General features: G+C 51.5%; 18 protein-coding genes and 3 pseudogenes. 10 read left to right on the forward strand and 11 right to left on the reverse strand.

The genetic code is table 11. The features are described from left to right. Positions 1-4: 4 nt before the first annotated feature. Positions 5-592, reverse strand: a complete 588-nt coding sequence (betI, locus tag ACLHV8_RS04815; protein WP_049007980.1) for a transcriptional regulator BetI — start codon at positions 590-592, stop codon at positions 5-7. Positions 593-720: 128 nt separating this feature from the next. Between betI and betT the strand changes: the two genes are divergently transcribed. From betT to ahpF, 4 genes and pseudogenes are all read left to right on the forward strand, one after another. Continuing rightward, a complete protein-coding gene (gene betT / locus ACLHV8_RS04820) occupies positions 721-2,754 on the forward strand; it encodes a choline BCCT transporter BetT (protein ID WP_049007986.1) in 2,034 nt (677 codons plus the stop codon). Between the two features lie 72 nt (positions 2,755-2,826). Next, positions 2,827-3,524 (forward strand): annotated as a pseudogene (locus tag ACLHV8_RS04825) (IS1 family transposase). Positions 3,525-3,953: 429 nt separating this feature from the next. Beyond that, complete coding sequence (gene ahpC, locus ACLHV8_RS04830; RefSeq protein ID WP_008501015.1) at positions 3,954-4,517, forward strand: alkyl hydroperoxide reductase subunit C; 564 nt, start codon at positions 3,954-3,956, stop codon at positions 4,515-4,517. Positions 4,518-4,637: 120 nt separating this feature from the next. Continuing rightward, positions 4,638-6,203, forward strand: a complete 1,566-nt coding sequence (gene ahpF / locus ACLHV8_RS04835; protein ID WP_208595333.1) for an alkyl hydroperoxide reductase subunit F — start codon at positions 4,638-4,640, stop codon at positions 6,201-6,203. A gap of 61 nt (positions 6,204-6,264) precedes the next feature. On the opposite strand, the gene uspG is transcribed toward ahpF, so the two are convergent. From uspG to rnk, 3 genes are all read right to left on the reverse strand, one after another. Continuing rightward, complete coding sequence (gene uspG, locus ACLHV8_RS04840) at positions 6,265-6,693, reverse strand: universal stress protein UspG (protein ID WP_114980128.1); 429 nt, start codon at positions 6,691-6,693, stop codon at positions 6,265-6,267. 127 nt (positions 6,694-6,820) lie between these two features. After that, on the reverse strand, positions 6,821-6,910 hold the full coding sequence (gene yldA / locus ACLHV8_RS04845) for a small membrane protein YldA (protein WP_272910382.1): 90 nt from the start codon (positions 6,908-6,910) through the stop codon (positions 6,821-6,823). Positions 6,911-7,048: 138 nt separating this feature from the next. Further along, positions 7,049-7,459 (reverse strand): nucleoside diphosphate kinase regulator, encoded by a 411-nt coding sequence (gene rnk / locus ACLHV8_RS04850; protein ID WP_028019487.1) that lies wholly within the window; start codon positions 7,457-7,459, stop codon positions 7,049-7,051. Positions 7,460-7,713: 254 nt separating this feature from the next. Here rnk and ACLHV8_RS04855 point away from each other — a divergent pair, with 254 nt between their 5' ends. Together ACLHV8_RS04855 and ACLHV8_RS04860 are read left to right on the forward strand one after the other, a co-directional pair. Beyond that, the gene (locus ACLHV8_RS04855) at positions 7,714-8,544 is read left to right on the forward strand and encodes an alpha/beta fold hydrolase (RefSeq protein WP_208595332.1); all 831 of its coding nucleotides are present in this window, start codon (positions 7,714-7,716) and stop codon (positions 8,542-8,544) included. An 88-nt stretch (positions 8,545-8,632) separates the two neighbouring features. Next, positions 8,633-9,250 (forward strand): flavin reductase family protein, encoded by a 618-nt coding sequence (locus ACLHV8_RS04860; RefSeq protein ID WP_208595331.1) that lies wholly within the window; start codon positions 8,633-8,635, stop codon positions 9,248-9,250. On the opposite strand, the pseudogene ACLHV8_RS04865 reads toward ACLHV8_RS04860, so the two are convergent. The 3 genes and pseudogenes from ACLHV8_RS04865 to dcuC form a co-directional block, all read right to left on the reverse strand. Further along, positions 9,244-9,486: pseudogene (locus ACLHV8_RS04865) on the reverse strand (ribonuclease I); the annotation flags it as partial. The gene ACLHV8_RS04860 and the pseudogene ACLHV8_RS04865 sit on opposite strands and share 7 nt — an antisense overlap. Positions 9,487-9,503: 17 nt before the next feature. Continuing rightward, positions 9,504-10,199, reverse strand: a pseudogene (locus ACLHV8_RS04870) (IS1 family transposase). 98 nt (positions 10,200-10,297) lie between these two features. Beyond that, positions 10,298-11,665 (reverse strand): anaerobic C4-dicarboxylate transporter DcuC, encoded by a 1,368-nt coding sequence (gene dcuC / locus ACLHV8_RS04875; RefSeq protein WP_208593842.1) that lies wholly within the window; start codon positions 11,663-11,665, stop codon positions 10,298-10,300. Positions 11,666-12,056: 391 nt separating this feature from the next. On the opposite strand from dcuC, the gene pagP reads away from it, so the two are divergent. Together pagP and cspE are read left to right on the forward strand one after the other, a co-directional pair. After that, the gene (gene pagP / locus ACLHV8_RS04880) at positions 12,057-12,674 is read left to right on the forward strand and encodes a lipid IV(A) palmitoyltransferase PagP (protein ID WP_164881335.1); all 618 of its coding nucleotides are present in this window, start codon (positions 12,057-12,059) and stop codon (positions 12,672-12,674) included. A gap of 190 nt (positions 12,675-12,864) precedes the next feature. Beyond that, positions 12,865-13,074 carry a transcription antiterminator/RNA stability regulator CspE gene (gene cspE, locus ACLHV8_RS04885; protein WP_002439184.1) on the forward strand — a complete coding sequence of 70 codons (210 nt, stop codon included), beginning with the start codon at positions 12,865-12,867 and terminating at the stop codon, positions 13,072-13,074. 219 nt (positions 13,075-13,293) lie between these two features. On the opposite strand, the gene crcB is transcribed toward cspE, so the two are convergent. Next, the gene (gene crcB / locus ACLHV8_RS04890; protein ID WP_028019482.1) at positions 13,294-13,677 is read right to left on the reverse strand and encodes a fluoride efflux transporter CrcB; all 384 of its coding nucleotides are present in this window, start codon (positions 13,675-13,677) and stop codon (positions 13,294-13,296) included. Between the two features lie 67 nt (positions 13,678-13,744). Here crcB and ACLHV8_RS04895 point away from each other — a divergent pair, with 67 nt between their 5' ends. Next, entirely contained in the window at positions 13,745-14,533 is a 789-nt protein-coding gene (locus ACLHV8_RS04895; protein WP_208593841.1) for a deaminated glutathione amidase, read from the forward strand. A 125-nt stretch (positions 14,534-14,658) separates the two neighbouring features. Next, positions 14,659-14,862, forward strand: coding sequence for a twin-arginine translocase subunit TatE (gene tatE, locus ACLHV8_RS04900; RefSeq protein WP_023310742.1), 204 nt, complete (start codon positions 14,659-14,661; stop codon positions 14,860-14,862). Between the two features lie 81 nt (positions 14,863-14,943). On the opposite strand, the gene lipA is transcribed toward tatE, so the two are convergent. From lipA to lipB, 3 genes are all read right to left on the reverse strand, one after another. Next, the gene (lipA, locus tag ACLHV8_RS04905) at positions 14,944-15,909 is read right to left on the reverse strand and encodes a lipoyl synthase (RefSeq protein WP_028019480.1); all 966 of its coding nucleotides are present in this window, start codon (positions 15,907-15,909) and stop codon (positions 14,944-14,946) included. Positions 15,910-16,116: 207 nt separating this feature from the next. Then, entirely contained in the window at positions 16,117-17,070 is a 954-nt protein-coding gene (locus ACLHV8_RS04910) for a YbeF family transcriptional regulator (protein ID WP_032667026.1), read from the reverse strand. A gap of 291 nt (positions 17,071-17,361) precedes the next feature. Further along, complete coding sequence (gene lipB, locus ACLHV8_RS04915; RefSeq protein ID WP_028019478.1) at positions 17,362-18,003, reverse strand: lipoyl(octanoyl) transferase LipB; 642 nt, start codon at positions 18,001-18,003, stop codon at positions 17,362-17,364. Positions 18,004-18,033 lie beyond the last annotated feature (30 nt).

The raw sequence follows: 18,033 nt of genomic DNA on the forward strand, positions 1-18,033 counted from the left end.
TCGGTTATTCGGTCGGTAAATGCTGGCTGATAAAGTGGCTGGTGAGCGATTGCGCCAGGGTCTTATCCAGAGGCTTGCCGCTCAGCGCGGCGCGCAGCCACAGCCCGTCGATCAGCGCCGCCAGGCCATAGCCCGCCTCCTGGGCCTGCTCGCGCGGCAGTTCGCGGCGGAACTCGTACACCAGGTTCGAAAGCAGACGGCGGCTACTCACCTGCTGCAGGCGGTAGAGCATCGGCTGATGCATGCTGCTCGCCCAAAAGGCCAGCCAGGCCTTCATTGCTGCGCTGCTGGTCTGTGTTTCATCAAAATTGCCGCCGACAATGGCCTGCAGGCGCTGCTCCGCGCTGCCGTCCGGCAGAGCGCGTAAACGGCTTAAAACCGCGTCGCGAAGCTGGCCGGTGATGTCGCGCATGGTCGCTTCCAGCAGACCATTTTTATCTTTGAAATAGTGACTGATGATCCCCGTGGACACGCCCGCCCGACGGGCGATCTGCGCGATGGTCGCGTCATGCATTCCCACTTCATTTATTGCTTCCAGCGTGGCGTCGATAAGCTGCCTGCGCCGGATCGGCTGCATCCCCACTTTGGGCATTTTTGCCACTCCATTCATCAGCGTTGGTTATACATTAAAGCGGTTTTTGATTGGACGTTCAATATAAAATGTGTCTTAATTGTTGCGGATTTGGATTTTAATAGTTACAAAAACAGTGAGGATACTGGATGACAGACCTTTCACAAGACAGAGAAAAAGACAAAATCAACCCGGTCGTTTTTTATACTTCCGCCGGGCTGATTTTGTTGTTTTCCCTGATGACGATCTTCTTTAGCGGTTTTTCTGCCGAGTGGATTGGGCGCACTCTTGACTGGGTGTCGAAGACCTTCGGCTGGTACTACTTACTGGCGGCGACGCTCTATATTGTCTTTGTCGTCTGTATTGCCTGCTCGCGCTTCGGTTCGGTGAAGCTTGGGCCAGAGCAGTCAAAACCCGAGTTCAGTCTGCTGAGTTGGGCCGCGATGCTGTTTGCCGCGGGCATTGGCATCGACCTGATGTTCTTCTCCGTGGCGGAACCGGTCACGCAATATATGCAGCCGCCGGAAGGGGCTGGGCAGACGATGGAGGCCGCGCGTCAGGCGATGGTCTGGACGCTGTTCCACTACGGCTTAACCGGCTGGTCGATGTACGCCCTGATGGGGATGGCGCTCGGATACTTTAGCTATCGTTATAATTTACCCCTCACCATCCGCTCTGCGCTGTACCCAATTTTCGGGAAAAAGATAAATGGGCCGATTGGTCACAGCGTCGACATTGCGGCGGTGATTGGTACCATCTTTGGTATCGCGACGACGCTCGGGATCGGTGTGGTGCAACTCAACTACGGCCTGAGCGTGCTGTTTGATATTCCGGATTCGATGGCTGCCAAGGCGGCGTTGATTGCGCTGTCGGTGATTATCGCCACCATTTCGGTGACGTCGGGGGTAGATAAAGGCATTCGCGTGCTCTCCGAGCTGAACGTGGCCCTGGCGCTTGGCCTAATTCTGTTCGTGCTGTTTATGGGGGACACTTCATTCCTGCTCAATGCGTTAGTGCTTAACGTCGGCGACTACGTGAACCGTTTTATGGGGATGACTCTGAACAGTTTCGCCTTTGATCGCCCGGTCGAATGGATGAACAACTGGACGCTGTTCTTCTGGGCGTGGTGGGTGGCGTGGTCGCCGTTTGTTGGCCTGTTCCTGGCACGTATTTCACGTGGCCGCACCATCCGCCAGTTTGTGATGGGCACGCTGATTATCCCGTTCACCTTTACCCTGCTGTGGCTGTCGGTGTTCGGCAACAGCGCGCTCCATGAGATCATCCACGGCAATGCAACCTTCGCGCAGGAAGCGATGGCGCACCCGGAGCGCGGCTTCTACAGCCTGCTGGCGCAGTACCCTGCGTTCACCTTTAGCGCCTCCGTGGCAACCATTACCGGCCTGCTGTTCTACGTTACCTCTGCGGATTCCGGTGCGCTGGTGCTGGGCAACTTCACTTCGAAGCTGAAAGATATCAACAGCGATGCGCCGAACTGGCTGCGCATCTTCTGGTCCGTCGCCATCGGCCTGCTGACGCTCGGCATGTTGATGACCAACGGCATCTCGGCGCTGCAGAACACCACGGTGATCATGGGGCTGCCGTTCAGCTTCGTTATCTTCTTCGTGATGGCCGGGCTCTATAAGTCCCTCAAGGTGGAAGATTACCGCCGCGAAAGCGCCAGCCGTGACACCGCGCCGCGCCCGATGGGCGCACAGGATAGGCTGAGCTGGAAGAAACGCCTGTCGCGCCTGATGAACTACCCGGGCACGCGCTACACCAAACAGATGATGGAGACGGTCTGCTTCCCGGCGATGGAAGAGGTGGCGCAGGAACTGAAGCTGCGTGGTGCCTACGTGGAGCTGAAAAACCTGCCGCCGGAGGAGGGAGAGACGTTAGGGCATCTGAATCTGCTGGTGCATATGGGCGACGAGCAGAACTTTGTCTACCAGATCTGGCCGCAGCAGTACTCGGTGCCCGGTTTTACCTACCGGGCGCGCAGCGGGAAGTCGACCTACTACCGGCTGGAAACCTTCTTACTGGAGGGTAGCCAGGGGAATGATTTGATGGATTACAGCAAGGAGCAGGTGATCACGGACATTCTGGACCAGTATGAACGGCACCTGAACTTTATCCATCTGCACAGGGAAGCGCCGGGGAATAGCGTGATGTTCCCGGATGTTTGATGTCTAGCTGAGCATCGGGTAATGGTGCCAACTTACTGATTTAGTGTATGATGGTGTTTTTGAGGTGCTCCAGTGGCTTCTGTTTCTATCAGCTGTCCCTCCTGTTCAGCTACTGAAGGCGTGGTGCGTAACGGTAAAAGTACTGCCGGACATCAGCGCTATCTCTGCTCTCACTGCCGTAAAACATGGCAGCTACAGTTCACTTACACCGCTTCTCAACCCGGTACGCATCAGAAAATCATTGATATGGCCATGAATGGCGTCGGATGTCGCGCCAGTGCACGCATTATGGGCGTTGGCCTCAACACGATTTTACGACACTTAAAAACTCAGGCCGCAGTCGGTAAACTCACGCATACAACCGGGCAGTGACGTCATTGTTTGCGCGGAAATGGACGAACAGTGGGGTTACGTCGGCGCTAAATCACGCCAGCGCTGGTTGTTTTACGCGTATGACAGGGATACGGAGGACGGTTGTGGCGCACGTATTCGGTGAACGCACGTTGGCCACGCTGGAGCGTCTTCTGGGCCTGCTGTCGGCCTTTGAGGTCGTGGTATGGATGACGGATGGCTGGCCGCTGTATGAATCACGCCTGAAGGGAGAACTGCACGTTATCAGCAAGCGATATACGCAGCGCATTGAGCGGCATAACCTGAATCTGAGGCAGCATCTGGCAAGGCTGGGCAGGAAGTCACTGTCGTTCTCAAAATCGGTGGAGCTGCATGACAAAGTCATCGGGCATTATCTGAACATAAAACACTATCAGTAAGTTGGAGTCATTACCCAATTGTCATTTATATATGATGGTATTTTTATCACGAAAATAAATGTATAGCGCGCCGGAATGGTGTTAGGCGTAACCTATTGCAGCCATAGACAGGAATGTCGCTCTTATGGATTGCCCAATACCTGCACGGGTGGTGTAATCAAACCGCTGTCACTGCCTTGATATAAAGGGTTGTAGAGCGCAACGCAACGCCAGTTTCGGCTGGCACTGAATGTACCCGCGGGGAATTCAGGTATCAGGGCCGCCCGTTGAGGCGGCCTTTTTACTTTTGGCGTTTCCTTTAAAAGGTTCACCTTATTGTCTTGTTGGTGTTGTTAGGTATCGCTGATTGATTTGATAACGCAAACGCATTAGCCCCGATGAGCAAAGTTGGTTACCTTACTTCTCAACGAAAACACGGAGGAAGTACAGATGTCTTTGATTAATACCAAAATTAAACCTTTCAAAAACCAGGCGTTCAAAAACGGTGAATTCATTGAAGTCACTGAGAAAGATACCGAAGGTCGCTGGAGCGTGTTCTTCTTCTATCCGGCAGATTTTACCTTCGTTTGCCCGACCGAACTGGGTGACGTGGCAGACCATTACGACGAACTGCAGAAGCTGGGCGTAGACGTTTACTCTGTCTCTACCGACACTCACTTCACCCACAAAGCATGGCACAGCAGCTCTGAAACCATCGCGAAAATCAAATACGCGATGATCGGCGACCCGACTGGCGCCCTGACCCGTAACTTCGACAACATGCGTGAAGATGAAGGCCTGGCTGATCGTGCGACCTTCGTCGTTGACCCGCAGGGCATTATTCAGGCTATCGAAGTTACCGCTGAAGGTATCGGCCGTGATGCTTCTGACCTGCTGCGTAAAGTGAAAGCTGCTCAGTACGTAGCGTCTCACCCAGGCGAAGTGTGCCCGGCAAAATGGAAAGAAGGCGAAGCGACGCTGGCTCCATCCCTGGACCTGGTCGGTAAAATCTAAGTCTTGTCCACCCAATGGGCGCATCCGCGCCCATTTCATTCCAGCACCATGATGCAAGTTGCGTTCAGGCCGCCTGTATAAGGCAGCTTGCATGATGACGTTTTAAGAGAGGGAAGAAGAATGCTCGACACTAACATGAAAACCCAGCTCAAGGCCTATCTTGAGAAACTGACTAAACCTGTTGAGCTGATTGCCACGCTGGATGACAGCGCGAAATCGGCAGAGATCAAGGAACTGCTGACAGAGATCGCTGAACTGTCACCGAAAGTGACCTTCAAAGAAGATAATGCGCGTGCCGTCCGCAAGCCGTCTTTCCTGATTACCAACCCGGGTTCTGACCAGGGGCCGCGCTTTGCCGGTTCTCCGCTGGGGCATGAATTTACGTCGCTGGTGCTGGCACTGCTGTGGACTGGCGGTCATCCGTCAAAAGAAGCGCAGGCGCTGCTGGAACAGATCCGTGATATCGACGGTGATTTTGAGTTTGAAACTTATTATTCACTCTCCTGCCACAACTGCCCGGATGTGGTGCAGGCGCTGAACCTGATGTCGGTTTTGAACCCGCGCATCAAACACACGGCGATTGACGGTGGTACGTTCCAGAACGAAATCACCGATCGCAACGTGATGGGGGTTCCGGCTGTATACATGAACGGTAAAGAATTTGGCCAGGGCCGCATGACGCTCACCGAAATCGTTGCCAAAGTGGACACTGGCGCTGAAAAACGTGCGGCGGAAGAGCTGAACAAACGCGATGCTTACGACGTGCTGATCGTCGGTTCCGGTCCGGCGGGCGCGGCAGCGGCGGTTTACTCTGCCCGTAAAGGGATTCGTACCGGTCTGATGGGCGAGCGCTTTGGCGGCCAGGTACTGGATACTGTGGACATCGAAAACTACATCTCCGTACCGAAAACTGAAGGCCAGAAGCTGGCCGGTGCTCTGAAGGCGCACGTTAGCGATTATGAGGTTGACGTTATCGACAGCCAGAGCGCCAGCAAACTGGTGCCGTCTGCAATAGAAGGCGGTTTACACCAGATTGAAACGGCCTCCGGCGCGGTATTGAAGGCACGCAGCATCATCATTGCCACCGGTGCAAAATGGCGCAATATGAACGTCCCGGGAGAAGATCAGTATCGCACCAAAGGCGTGACCTATTGTCCTCACTGCGACGGCCCACTGTTCAAAGGTAAACGCGTGGCGGTGATCGGCGGCGGGAACTCGGGTGTGGAAGCGGCTATTGACCTGGCCGGTATTGTTGAACATGTGACTCTGCTTGAGTTCGCGCCAGAAATGAAAGCGGACCAGGTGCTGCAGGATAAAGTGCGCAGCCTGAAAAACGTCGACATCGTACTGAATGCTCAGACCACGGAAGTGAAGGGTGACGGCAGTAAAGTGACCGGCCTGGAATACCGTGACCGTGTGAGTGGCGATGTGCATAACGTTCAGCTTTCCGGGATCTTCGTACAGATTGGTCTGCTGCCGAACACCACCTGGCTGGAAGGTGCGATTGAGCGCAACCGCATGGGTGAAATCATCATTGATGCGAAGTGTGAAACCAGCGTAAAAGGCGTGTTTGCGGCGGGTGACTGTACGACCGTACCGTACAAACAGATCATCATCGCCACTGGCGAAGGGGCGAAGGCGTCGCTGAGTTCGTTTGACTATCTGATCCGCACCAAAACCGCATAACAAAAGAAAGTAAGATTACACCTGCAATAGCAAGAGGCCACCCAAAGGTGGCCTCTTTTTTTTATCTCACCACCATCACCGGAATATGCGTGTGACGAATCACGCTGGAGGCGTTTGATCCCAGCAAATGCGTGGTGATGGAAGGATTGCGCGAACCGATGACCACCACGTCTGCTTTCAGTTCGTTCGCCAGTTCGTTAACGGCATCACGCACGCTGCCGAACCTGACATGCGTTTTGATGCGCGAAGGATCGATGCTGAAATGGCTGACCATGGTTTGCAGGCGATTTTCAGCTTCGTGCTGCAGATGCTCTTCGAAGCGACGCACATCAGCTGCAAAGCGATGCAAGCTCAGGCTGGCGGAACCCGGCAATACGTGCAAAAGATGGATAACACCGTCCTCTTGCGCCAGAAACTCCGCATGGCGTACCGCTTTGTCGCTCAGCTCCATCTCAAAAACATCAACCGGCATAATGATTCTCTGATACATACCCGTTTCTCCTTGTTTATAAACGCTAAAACCATTCAAGCACAAAATGATTCCGGTTTCTGATAGCTGTCTGGCACTTTTTCATGCCATGGAACATTTTACTGTTGAGAAGCAGGAGAAAAACACGTTACCAGTAGCGCTCAAGATAGAGCACTGCCGTGACAATGATCGCCACAAAAATCAGAAAAATAAGTGTGATAGCCAGTATCTCACTCATGACCGTCCCCACGGCACCAAAACAGATTAAGCGTGGATTAAGGCCTTTTCGCGCGATATAAGCATTTCGGGTGAATTTGCGGAAAGAGGATGCGGCTGCATCCTCTGTGCAAAGCGGTGGGCGCTTGTTCAGAAGGGGTTAACGCAGGTAATCACCAGCGGCTTCTGGCTGGTAGATCAATGCCAGCACTTCCAGGTGGGTAGAGGTACCTCCCGGTAACTCCCAGTGGATGGTATCCCCTGTGCGTAGCCCCAACAGTGCGGCACCCACCGGTGCCAGAACGGAAAGCTGAGTGCTGCTGTCTGTCATCTGCGCCGGGTAAACCAGCGTACGGGTCAACTCTTCACCAGTAGTCAGATTGCGGAATTTTACCTGGCTGTTCATGGTGACGACGTCATGCGGCATCGACTCAGGGGTGCACATCTGCGCCCGGTCGAGCTCCTCATTCAGGGCGTCGGCCACCGGAAGTGAGGCGAATTCTGCTTTTTCCAGCAGTCTGTCGATACGTTCTGCGTCGAGTTCATTGATGATAATTGTAGGTCTGGACATTTTTTACTCCATGTCGTTAATACTGCGTGTAACGCAGAAACCAATCCAAAAGAAAACCCTCGCCGTCTGGCAGCGAGGGTTTAACTCTCCCGATGATACTGGCTGAACGTGCAAGTTTGAAGTGATGAAAGTCACATTCATGGTCCATATGAATTTTCGGCGAAAAACGTGATCCCTCGCAAATTTGCATTATCCTTTTTAAGCGCCCCTTGCAGGCGACTATCCGCATTCAGTGTTCCTTAGCAGGAGATCTCATGAGCGATTACGATAAAATTACCTTGAAAGACGGTAGCTATTTGCATTTTAAAGACTGGGGAAGCGGGCAACCGGTGGTTTTCAGCCACGGCTGGCCGCTGACGGCAGATGCCTTTGAAGATCAGATGTTATACCTGGGGTCAAAAGGATTTCGCGTAATTGCGCACGACCGCCGCGGACATGGTCGTTCCGCGCAGCCGTGGGACGGCCATAATATGGATCAGTACGCTGATGACCTGGCACAACTGACGGCGCATCTTAACCTGAAAGATGCTGTTCACGTGGGGCATTCCACAGGGGGAGGCGAAGTGGCGCGCTACATTGGGCGTCACGGTACGCAGCGCGTGGTCAAAGCGGTGCTGATTGGCGCCGTAACGCCGATTATGATCAAAACCGATTTCAACCCGAACGGGGTGCCGAAAGAGGTGTTTGATGGTATTCGGGAAGGTGTCGTCAACGATCGGGCGGCATTCTTCTATGAGCTGACCGCCGCGTTTTATGGCTACAACCGCCCGGGCGCGAAAGAGTCCAAAGCGGTGTGTGAAAGTTTTGTTGAACAGGGGCTTCAGGGGTCAATCAAGGCGCTTTACGACTGTGTGAAAGCGTTTTCGGAAACGGACCTGCGTGAAGATCTGAAAAGGATGACCATTCCGACGCTGGTGATCCACGGTGATGATGACCAGATTGTCCCCATTGATACCTGTGGTCGGGTAGCGGCGGAGATCCTGCCGAATGCAGAGCTGAAAGTCTATGCCGGTGGCTCTCACGGTATTTGCACCACGCATAAGCACCAGATCAATGAAGATTTGCTGAAATTTATTCAGTCTTAATTCCTGGCGGATTGCGTTACGCTGAGCGTCCTGAACCAGGGCATTGAGCGAAACGTAATTCGTGTCTGCCCTCCATTGAGAGAGAACTATGTACTTCTACCAACCGTCTCAGGGGCACGGCTTGCCGCATGACCCGCTGAACGCCATTATTGGCCCACGTCCGATTGGCTGGATCTCCTCCTGCGACCATGCTGGTCAGTTGAACCTCGCACCCTATAGCTTCTTTAACTGTTTTAACTATCGCCCGCCGATCATCGGGTTTTCCAGCAATGGCTGGAAGGACAGCGTACGTAATATTACTGAAACAAAAGAGTTTGTCTGGAACCTGGCGACGCGCGATTTAGCCGAAGCAATGAATGAAACCTCCGCCACACTTCCTCATGGGGAAGATGAATTTACCTTTGCCGGGTTGACGCCTGCGGCCAGCCAGCTGGTTAACGCCCCGCGTGTCGCGCAGAGCCCTGTGAACTTTGAATGCCGCCTGTCGCAATGCATTCAGCTTACCGGGGCTGACGGCACACCTGTAGATACCTGGCTGGTGTTAGGAGAAGTGGTCGGCGTCCATATTGACGAGACGCTGCTGGAAGAGGGGATATACCAGACGGCGAAAGCGCAGCCCATCCTGCGTGCGGGTGGGCCGACGGCGTACTATGGCATCAGTGATGAAAACCGGTTTGATATGGTGCGACCGGTAGTAAGTCAGTAACCCGCTTTATCAATGATGAACTGTGTTCCGCAGTTACCAGGATGTGGCTGCGGTGCAAATGATGTCGCAGAAAGTGGATTATTAATGGTGTCAGCCTTCAGCGAAACCTGCATTTCGGTCAGATAAGCCGGATTACCATTGCAGGTCAGCTTGAACGCTTTGATATTCTCCTTGCTCCAGCTTTTAGCAACGGCATTGTCAAAATCGCTGCGAGTAACGGTTTTACCGTAGTTATCCGGGTAATGACTCCAACTTACTGATAGTGTTTTATGTTCAGATAATGCCCGATGACTTTGTCATGCAGCTCCACCGATTTTGAGAACGACAGTGACTTCCTGCCCAGCCTTGCCAGATGCTGCCTCAGATTCAGGTTATGCCGCTCAATGCGCTGCGTATATCGCTTGCTGATAACGTGCAGTTCTCCCTTCAGGCGTGATTCATACAGCGGCCAGCCATCCGTCATCCATACCACGACCTCAAAGGCCGACAGCAGGCCCAGAAGACGCTCCAGCGTGGCCAACGTGCGTTCACCGAATACGTGCGCCACAACCGTCCTCCGTATCCCGTCATACGCGTAAAACAACCAGCGCTGGCGTGATTTAGCGCCGACGTAACCCCACTGTTCGTCCATTTCCGCGCAAACAATGACGTCACTGCCCGGTTGTATGCGTGAGTTTACCGACTGCGGCCTGAGTTTTTAAGTGTCGTAAAATCGTGTTGAGGCCAACGCCCATAATGCGTGCACTGGCGCGACATCCGACGCCATTCATGGCCATATCAATGATTTTCTGATGCGTACCGGGTTGAGAAGCGGTGTAAGTGAACTGTAGCTGCCATGTTTTACGGCAGTGAGAGCAGAGATAGCGCGATGTCCGGCAGTACTTTTACCGTTACGCACCACGCCTTCAGTAGCTGAACAGGAGGGACAGCTGATAGAAACAGAAGCCACTGGAGCACCTCAAAAACACCATCATACACTAAATCAGTAAGTTGGCACCATTACCCAAAAAGCGCCCGCAGGCGCTTTCTGGATATCAGTAATTTAACTTAAGCGGCACCGGGAACCAGCACCTCCGTGGCAATAATCACGATAATCAGGCCAACAATAACCGGTACGGAGGTACGTTTTACCACTTCGAATGGCGAAATTTTTGCCATCCCGGCAACGGCGACGACGACGCCGGATACAGGGGAAATGGTACGACCCAGGTTCGACGCCTGCAGCATCGGAATGGAAAGATACGCTGGATTAATCCCGGAAGAGTGAGCCAGTTTCGGGATCATCTCAACGAAGGCGTAGAAAGGCGCGTTACCGGAACCCGTTGTCATGGCCGCCAGCATGGTGAGCACCACCAGCACCAGCATCAGGATAATACTGGCGGAGCCGAATGAGGTCGCGATGGAGATCAGGCTCTGGATAAAGCCGATAGTGCTCAGCCCCTGAGCAAAGACGCCTGCTGCAACCAACAGCATGACAACGCCAGCAAACGCATCTGCCATACCGCGATACGCAACTTCCAGGCCAGAGAAGACTTTTTGTGTGTTAAAGCCGCGTACAAATTCCAGCACTGCAGCCAGCAGCATACAGATGACCAGAATGGTAATGATATGTAGCTGAGGGCCCCATTTACCGTCAAAAATCAATACACCTATAATCGGCGTGAACGGCAGAATGGCGTAAAACGCTGGCGCTGTCGTGGTGATTTCACTTACATCCATCATTTCATGGCTGATGTTTTCTTTCTTATCGAGATAGCGTTGCCAGAAGAAATGCGCGATACCCATTCCCACAATTGCAACTATCGAGATCGGTAGCGTGGTTTTAAAGGCGAAGTCGATGAGCGACATTTCCGCTGCCTTTGCCGCCAGCACGACGTCGCCAGAAGTAGGGGAGAGAATAATAGCTGCCGGAGACGCGCAAATTGCCGCCGCCGCACCACGGCTAATACCGACATTCACCATCACCGGGAACAGCGTGGCCATTAGCAGGACGCCAAGTCCGGTTGCCGACGAAACGGCCAGTGACATCAGGCAGGCGAGGAAATAGGCTGCGACCATCAGCAGATACGGAGAGTTAATATATTGCAGGGGTTTAGAGGCAAGCTTAACGACCATGTCGTTGGCGCCGATATGGGTCATGTAGGCCGCAAACCCGCACAGCATCATGATCATCATACCCAGGTCGCCGCCGCGGCTCATGAGTAATATTTTAATGTATTCAACAATATCGGTAGCAGTGTAACCCGTGCTGCTTGCGCTGGCCGGTAACACCTGATGACCCATTATGGCGCTGATAATCAGCAGTATTAAACCACCGACAAATAATACGCCTGTTGCCGAGTATCCCTTAATGATGTAGCGAGCTACACCGACAATGACGACGACCCCAATAAGGAGTTCGATTAACGTAAGCATGATTTCCCCTGTATCTCTGCTGCCCTTGAGCACAAATAATCAAAAAAAAGAAGGATGAAAATGTGCCGAATTAATGGCCTGTTCTTGCTGATTAAAATCAATAAATAGATGACTAAAGAGCAGTCAGACAGTGTTTTTGCCACGGCTTATACATTTATATCATGAGGGGCTTGACCAGTAGTAACACCGCAAATTGTCTTTACAATGATAATGAAATGTTAATTTTTTGTAAGTTGCTGAGTGTTTGTATTGCCAGGGAATAAATTCGCTAATGGCACACCCTTAGTGTGATTATTCGCGCTTGCAGGTGGACTATTTTAAGAATATTCCCTCAGAAGTGCGAATAATTAGGAATAATACTGATGCTGTTAAGCGTTGATTAAACTAATTTATGGTAAACTTTGCCTCGAATACTAAGAATGGTAATTGCATTGTGATCGTACGTAATACATTTTTCTCTATTTTGTTGTTTATTTTTGGGCAGTTAACGTTCTCCTCCGTTGCACAGGCAGAGGACAACGCAAAGGATAAAGGCTGGTTCTCTACCTTCACGGATAATGTTTCTCAGACCTGGACCGCGCCTGAACATTATGATCTCTATGTTCCGGCAATAACGTGGCATGCACGTTTTGCTTATGACAAAGAGAAGACAGATAAATACAACGAGCGCCCGTGGGGGGCTGGTTTTGGTCAGTCGCGCTGGGATGAAAAGGGCAACTGGCATGGCATCTATCTGATGGCCTTTAAAGATTCGTTTAATAAATGGGAACCGATTGGGGGTTATGGCTGGGAGAAAACCTGGCGTCCGTTAGCGGACGAGAACTTCCACGTTGGTTTAGGTTATACCGCCGGCGTCACTGCACGTGACAACTGGAACTACATCCCGATCCCGGTGCTGCTTCCACTTGCCTCTATTGGCTATGGCCCCGCAACGTTCCAGATGACCTACATCCCGGGGACTTACAACAACGGAAACGTTTACTTCGCCTGGATGCGTTTTCAGTTTTAACTGACAAAACGTTACATGATGGTGAAAAAACGCGCAGACGTTGATTCATAAACGATAAAAATCTGTCAGTGAAAATTAACGCGACTTTAGTCACTTTTTATCAAAGATCCGCTGGACAAAAGGTCTCACAATTGATGTACTGGTAACCGACACAGCATTTGTGTCGTTTTTTAATGTAAAGGTAATTTTGATGTCTAAGATTAAAGGTAACGTTAAGTGGTTTAATGAGTCCAAAGGATTCGGTTTCATTACTCCTGAAGATGGCAGCAAAGACGTGTTCGTACACTTCTCTGCAATCCAGTCTAATGGTTTCAAAACTCTGGCTGAAGGTCAGCGTGTAGAGTTCGAAATCACTAACGGTGCCAAAGGCCCTTCTGCTGCTAACGTAATCGCTCTGTAATTCAGACGCGTCAGCAAGAATTTCAAAACCCGCTCACAGAGCGGGTTTTTTTCGTTTTGAATCAGCCAATCAGATACATTTTCAGGAAGCTGGCAACGATCAGCACGCTTAACAACACCATTCCTGCGCTCATCAGACTCTGTTTCATTCTGTCACCCTCGTTCAGCACTGGAGCCAGAGTGACAGAGAAAAATTAAGGCAACATTAACGGTTCGACAGTTAATGCGTACTTGCAGAGGAAAATAGCCAGAATGCGATCCCCGTCATCGCAAAGGAGCCGAGCATGTTAATCGCGATATTCGTCAGCGCCCAGCCGATACGGCCTTCCTGAAAGAGAAACACCACTTCTGCAGAGAACGTCGAGAAGGTGGTTAACCCGCCGCAGAAACCTGTCGTAATCAGGACTTTCCACATCGGGTCGATGTGTGTCATTCGGTTAAACCAGGCCAGCCCCATACCAATAATGAAAGCACCAATCAGGTTTGCGGCAAGTGTTCCCATGGGTATAGCCTGATGAAGGGGGTTAAACCGCATACTCAGAAACCATCGAGCAACGCTACCCGTTCCCCCACCAATAAAAACGGCTAAAAGTAGTTGTAACACGCTAAATACCTGCTATTTGATGTGTAAGAGTAGCGAGTTTAACGCTGTTTATGATGAGGGGACAAATATGTATGTTGCAGTTGGACAGTTTGCGGTCACGCCAGACTGGCACAAAAATGCGCTCACGTGCGTCAACCTGATGAAGCAGGCCTGGCAGAAAGGCGCGTCGTTGCTGGTGCTCCCTGAGGCGCTGCTGGCCAGGGATGATAATGACCCGGATTTATCCGTGAAGTCCGCGCAGTTGCTGGACGGTGAATTTTTACAGCAATTGCTCGCCCAGAGCGCGGGTAATACGATGACGACGATATTAACGATCCATGTTCCCTCAACGCCGGGTCGAGCAGTCAATACGCTTGTGGCTATCCGTGGCGGCGCCATTGTCGCACGTTACGCCAAACTTCATCTCTATGATGCGTTCAGCATTCAGGAGTCACGGCTTGTTGATCCCGGTGACTGTGTTCCGCCGCTACTGGATATTGACGGGTTTAAGGTTGGGTTGATGACGTGCTACGATTTACGTTTTCCGGAGCTGGCGCTCAATTTGGCGCTACAAGGGGCGGACATTCTGGTATTGCCTGCGGCTTGGGTGAAAGGGCCGTTAAAAGAGCATCATTGGGGAACATTGCTTGCGGCGCGCGCACTTGATACCACTTGTTATGTCGTTGCCGCAGGGGAGTGCGGTAATAAAAACATCGGGCAAAGCAGGGTGGTCGATCCGCTGGGGGTGACGATTGCTGCTGCAGCGGAAACCCCTGTGTTGCTGGTCGCGGAGATTAATTTAGAACGGATTGCGCTTGCACGTCAGCAATTACCTGTTCTTCATAACCGTCGGTTTGCGCCACCGCAATTATTGTGATGTTTTTTTCAACAATGCTTGATTCACCTTGTTACAGATTGCTATTGTGTGCACGCGTCAAATGACCGTTAATACAATCAGGTTTTGGCGCTGAATGCAGCCTGTTTTAAGTAAAGAAGGTATCTATGGGTGAGATTAGTATTACCAAACTGCTGGTGGTTGCCGCACTGGTCGTCCTGCTGTTTGGTACCAAGAAGTTACGCACGCTGGGTGGTGACCTGGGGGCTGCCATCAAAGGCTTTAAAAAAGCAATGAACGACGATGATGCGGCGGCCAAGAAAAGCGCTGAGGATGACGTCCCGGCAGACAAGCTTTCTCACAAAGAGTGATAGCAATGCCTGAGGGCTTGCGAAAAAAAACCGGCTCATGAGGCCGGTTTTTTCGTATTACTGTAAATGAATATTACAGAATTATTTAACTTCTTCGCCTTTCGCCTGCATATCGGCATGGTATGAGGAGCGAACAAATGGGCCGCATGCTGCGTGGGTAAAGCCCATCGCCATCGCTTCGGCTTTCATCTCATCAAACTCGTCCGGGCTTACGTAGCGCTGTACCGGAAGGTGGTGGCGGCTTGGTTGCAGATATTGTCCCAACGTCAGCATAGTGACGCCGTGGCGACGCAGATCGCGCATTACCTCAATGATTTCATCATTGGTTTCACCCAGGCCAACCATCAGGCCAGACTTGGTTGGAATATGCGGATGCGCCTCTTTGAAGCGCTCCAGCAGCTTCAGGGACCAGTTATAATCTGCACCTGGACGTACCTGGCGGTAGATACGTGGTACGTTCTCCAGATTGTGGTTAAACACATCTGGCGGCGTCGCGGTCAGGATGTCCAGCGCACGGTCCATACGGCCGCGGAAGTCAGGAACCAGCGTCTCGATTTTGATGTTCGGGCTTTTCTCACGAATGGCAGTAATACAGTCAGCAAAGTGCTGAGCACCCCCATCACGCAGGTCGTCACGGTCAACAGATGTGATGACGACATAACGCAGCGCCATGTCGGCGATGGTCTGTGCCAGTTTTTGAGGCTCGTTAGCGTCGGGCGCTACCGGACGGCCATGGGCAACATCGCAGAACGGGCAGCGGCGGGTACAGATGGCACCCAGAATCATAAACGTCGCGGTGCCGTGATTGAAACATTCAGCAAGGTTCGGACAAGAGGCTTCTTCACAGACGGAGTGAAGGCCATTCTTGCGCATCGCCGCTTTGATCCCCTGGATACGCGAAGAGTCGGCCGGAAGTTTGATTTTCATCCATTCCGGTTTTCTTAACAGCGCCTCGCGCTCTGTAGCCACGTTTTTAACCGGGATAAGGGCCATTTTATCGGCATCGCGGTATTTAACACCGCGTTCCATCACAATGGGTTTACTCATAGCGTGCGTGTTCCAGTTGCGAATATCGAAGGAAAGCGTTTCAATTCAAGGGAATGTTGTATTTATCAACTATTTTTGAACGAACGACAGGCAGTATATCATTGAAACGGTCGTTAAAGCAGCCTGCCAGGTCGCCAATTTGTAAAATAGTTGTTGTTTTGTGCCTTTTGCCCTGCCTGTAGCAGGGGCTTGTGCTGTCTGAGCCTGTCAGAAGGCCTGGCGGATAATGCGGATGACGTTTTCCAGTACCGGATCGCGCAAACTCAGTTTGTTGTAATGCAGTGAAATCTCGATAGATTCCGCATTAAGTTGACTGAGAGGAATACTCTCCAGCGGCCAGCATTTTCGGAGCAGGCTGTACAGGCGTGAAGGCATGATACAGAGCATGTCACTGCTGCCAATCAGGGATGCGGTGGTAAACATATTGTAACTGCTGAAACTGATCTGACGTTCCGGGAAGATTTCATCAATCCGCTGGCGCAGGGCATGATTAGACTGCCCATCGGTCATGAATGATGAATGATCATAGTTACGCAAGTTTTCGATGGCCAATGGCTCGCTAAGAGCAGGATGATGTTGGCGGCACACCAGAACCAGGTTATCTGCATAAAGCACATTTTGCCCGAGTGCTCTGGCGCTAAAGCTGCCGCTATCAATAATCAGGTCTGTCTGAAACTGAGCAAGCTGAATATCAGGTTCATTGAGAGGCACATTGCGAAGCAGGAGCTGCGGCACTTGCTCTTTCACGGCCTGGAAGATCGCAGGCATCACCAGTACACCCACAGAAGGGGAGCAGCCGATGGTGATGGTTCTCTGCTTATCGTAGCTCCCGGTTAAATCCAGTGCGCCCAGGATCGACTCCAGCCCCTGGCTGATGTACTCGTGGAGGTGTGTGGCGTAAGCCGTTGGCGTCACCCCCTGACCCTTACGGATAAATAACGGGTCGGGAAATATAGCGCGTAGCTTTTGGATTGACTGACTTATTGCTGATGGCGTGAGATTAAGAATTTTCGCAGCATTAACGATACCCTTATGGACATATACTGCCTCAAAAATAGTCAGTAAATTGAGATCAATATTACGTAAAGTCCGAAAAATTTGCGGCTTGTCTTCGCCACCAGGTTCATTCAGGCGTTTAGCTGGTAAATTAGTAGACTCCACGCTTTTACTCCGTATACATTCACATTATGAATGATAGTTGAATTTATTTATTATGCCTGTAGAGATTCGTAAAGTGTTGGTTTTGTTTTACTTGTCTATCAAAAACAAACAGTTGTGTGATTATCACTCAAGTTACTTAGATCCTGCGTATCGCGCTTGCTGGAGGCTAAATAATATGTAACGGTAATATTCGGGCGCTTCGAAAATATAGAATCTATGGTTTATTGTAAAGCGTAAAAGCGGTAAATAAACACTGGCCCGTCAAATTATCGAGCCATGTTGTATAATATATTAAGCAGGGATATATTCGTGCGGAGGATTGTTAAGTAGCGCTAACATGTGCTTCAAAAGGACAGGACGAATATTTTCTGGCGCAGCCGTGTCGACCCACTGGCACATTTGTGTCATTTCCATACCGGCGTAGCCACAGGGGTTTATGCGCTGGAAAGGCGTAAGATCCATATTAATATTCAACGCCAGACCGTGAAATGAACAACCTTTTCGAATACGCAGTCCCAGAGAGCAGATCTTCATTTCGCCGACGTAGACACCAGGTGCATCGGCACGCGGGTGAGCGTCAATACCGTATTCCGCCAGCGTATTGACGACAGTGTGTTCCAGTAAGGTCACCAGTTCACGCACACCCAGCTTTCTGCGCTTCAGATTCAGCAGGACGTACATCACCTGCTGCCCCGGCCCGTGATACGTTACCTGTCCGCCGCGGTCGCTCTGAATAACCGGGATATCACCCGTCATTAATAAGTGTTCTGCTTTTCCCGCCTGGCCCTGTGTAAATACCGGCAGGTGTTCGACCAGCCAGATTTCATCAGGGGTGCTGTCATCGCGTGAATCGGTGAAGTCATGCATAGCCTGGGAGACAGGCTCATAAGGTTGCAGCCCGAGGTGACGGACCAGAATTTTATCCTGATACAAAACTGCGTCTCCGAAGACGAAGGACATAAG

This window comes from Enterobacter sp. CPE_E863 (assembly GCF_046521465.1).
GTDB lineage: Bacteria > Pseudomonadota > Gammaproteobacteria > Enterobacterales > Enterobacteriaceae > Enterobacter > Enterobacter adelaidei.

Bases quoted from the DNA above. Each gene is read 5' to 3' on its own strand.
- betI (WP_049007980.1), bottom strand. From the start codon at position 592: ATGCCCAAAGTGGGGATGCAGCCGATCCGGCGCAGGCAGCTTATCGAC.
- betT (WP_049007986.1), top strand. From the start codon at position 721: ATGACAGACCTTTCACAAGACAGAGAAAAAGACAAAATCAACCCGGTC.
- ahpC (WP_008501015.1), top strand. From the start codon at position 3,954: ATGTCTTTGATTAATACCAAAATTAAACCTTTCAAAAACCAGGCGTTC.
- ahpF (WP_208595333.1), top strand. From the start codon at position 4,638: ATGCTCGACACTAACATGAAAACCCAGCTCAAGGCCTATCTTGAGAAA.
- uspG (WP_114980128.1), bottom strand. From the start codon at position 6,693: ATGTATCAGAGAATCATTATGCCGGTTGATGTTTTTGAGATGGAGCTG.
- yldA (WP_272910382.1), bottom strand. From the start codon at position 6,910: ATGAGTGAGATACTGGCTATCACACTTATTTTTCTGATTTTTGTGGCG.
- rnk (WP_028019487.1), bottom strand. From the start codon at position 7,459: ATGTCCAGACCTACAATTATCATCAATGAACTCGACGCAGAACGTATC.
- ACLHV8_RS04855 (WP_208595332.1), top strand. From the start codon at position 7,714: ATGAGCGATTACGATAAAATTACCTTGAAAGACGGTAGCTATTTGCAT.
- ACLHV8_RS04860 (WP_208595331.1), top strand. From the start codon at position 8,633: ATGTACTTCTACCAACCGTCTCAGGGGCACGGCTTGCCGCATGACCCG.
- dcuC (WP_208593842.1), bottom strand. From the start codon at position 11,665: ATGCTTACGTTAATCGAACTCCTTATTGGGGTCGTCGTCATTGTCGGT.
- pagP (WP_164881335.1), top strand. From the start codon at position 12,057: ATGGTAAACTTTGCCTCGAATACTAAGAATGGTAATTGCATTGTGATC.
- cspE (WP_002439184.1), top strand. From the start codon at position 12,865: ATGTCTAAGATTAAAGGTAACGTTAAGTGGTTTAATGAGTCCAAAGGA.
- ACLHV8_RS04895 (WP_208593841.1), top strand. From the start codon at position 13,745: ATGTATGTTGCAGTTGGACAGTTTGCGGTCACGCCAGACTGGCACAAA.
- tatE (WP_023310742.1), top strand. From the start codon at position 14,659: ATGGGTGAGATTAGTATTACCAAACTGCTGGTGGTTGCCGCACTGGTC.
- lipA (WP_028019480.1), bottom strand. From the start codon at position 15,909: ATGAGTAAACCCATTGTGATGGAACGCGGTGTTAAATACCGCGATGCC.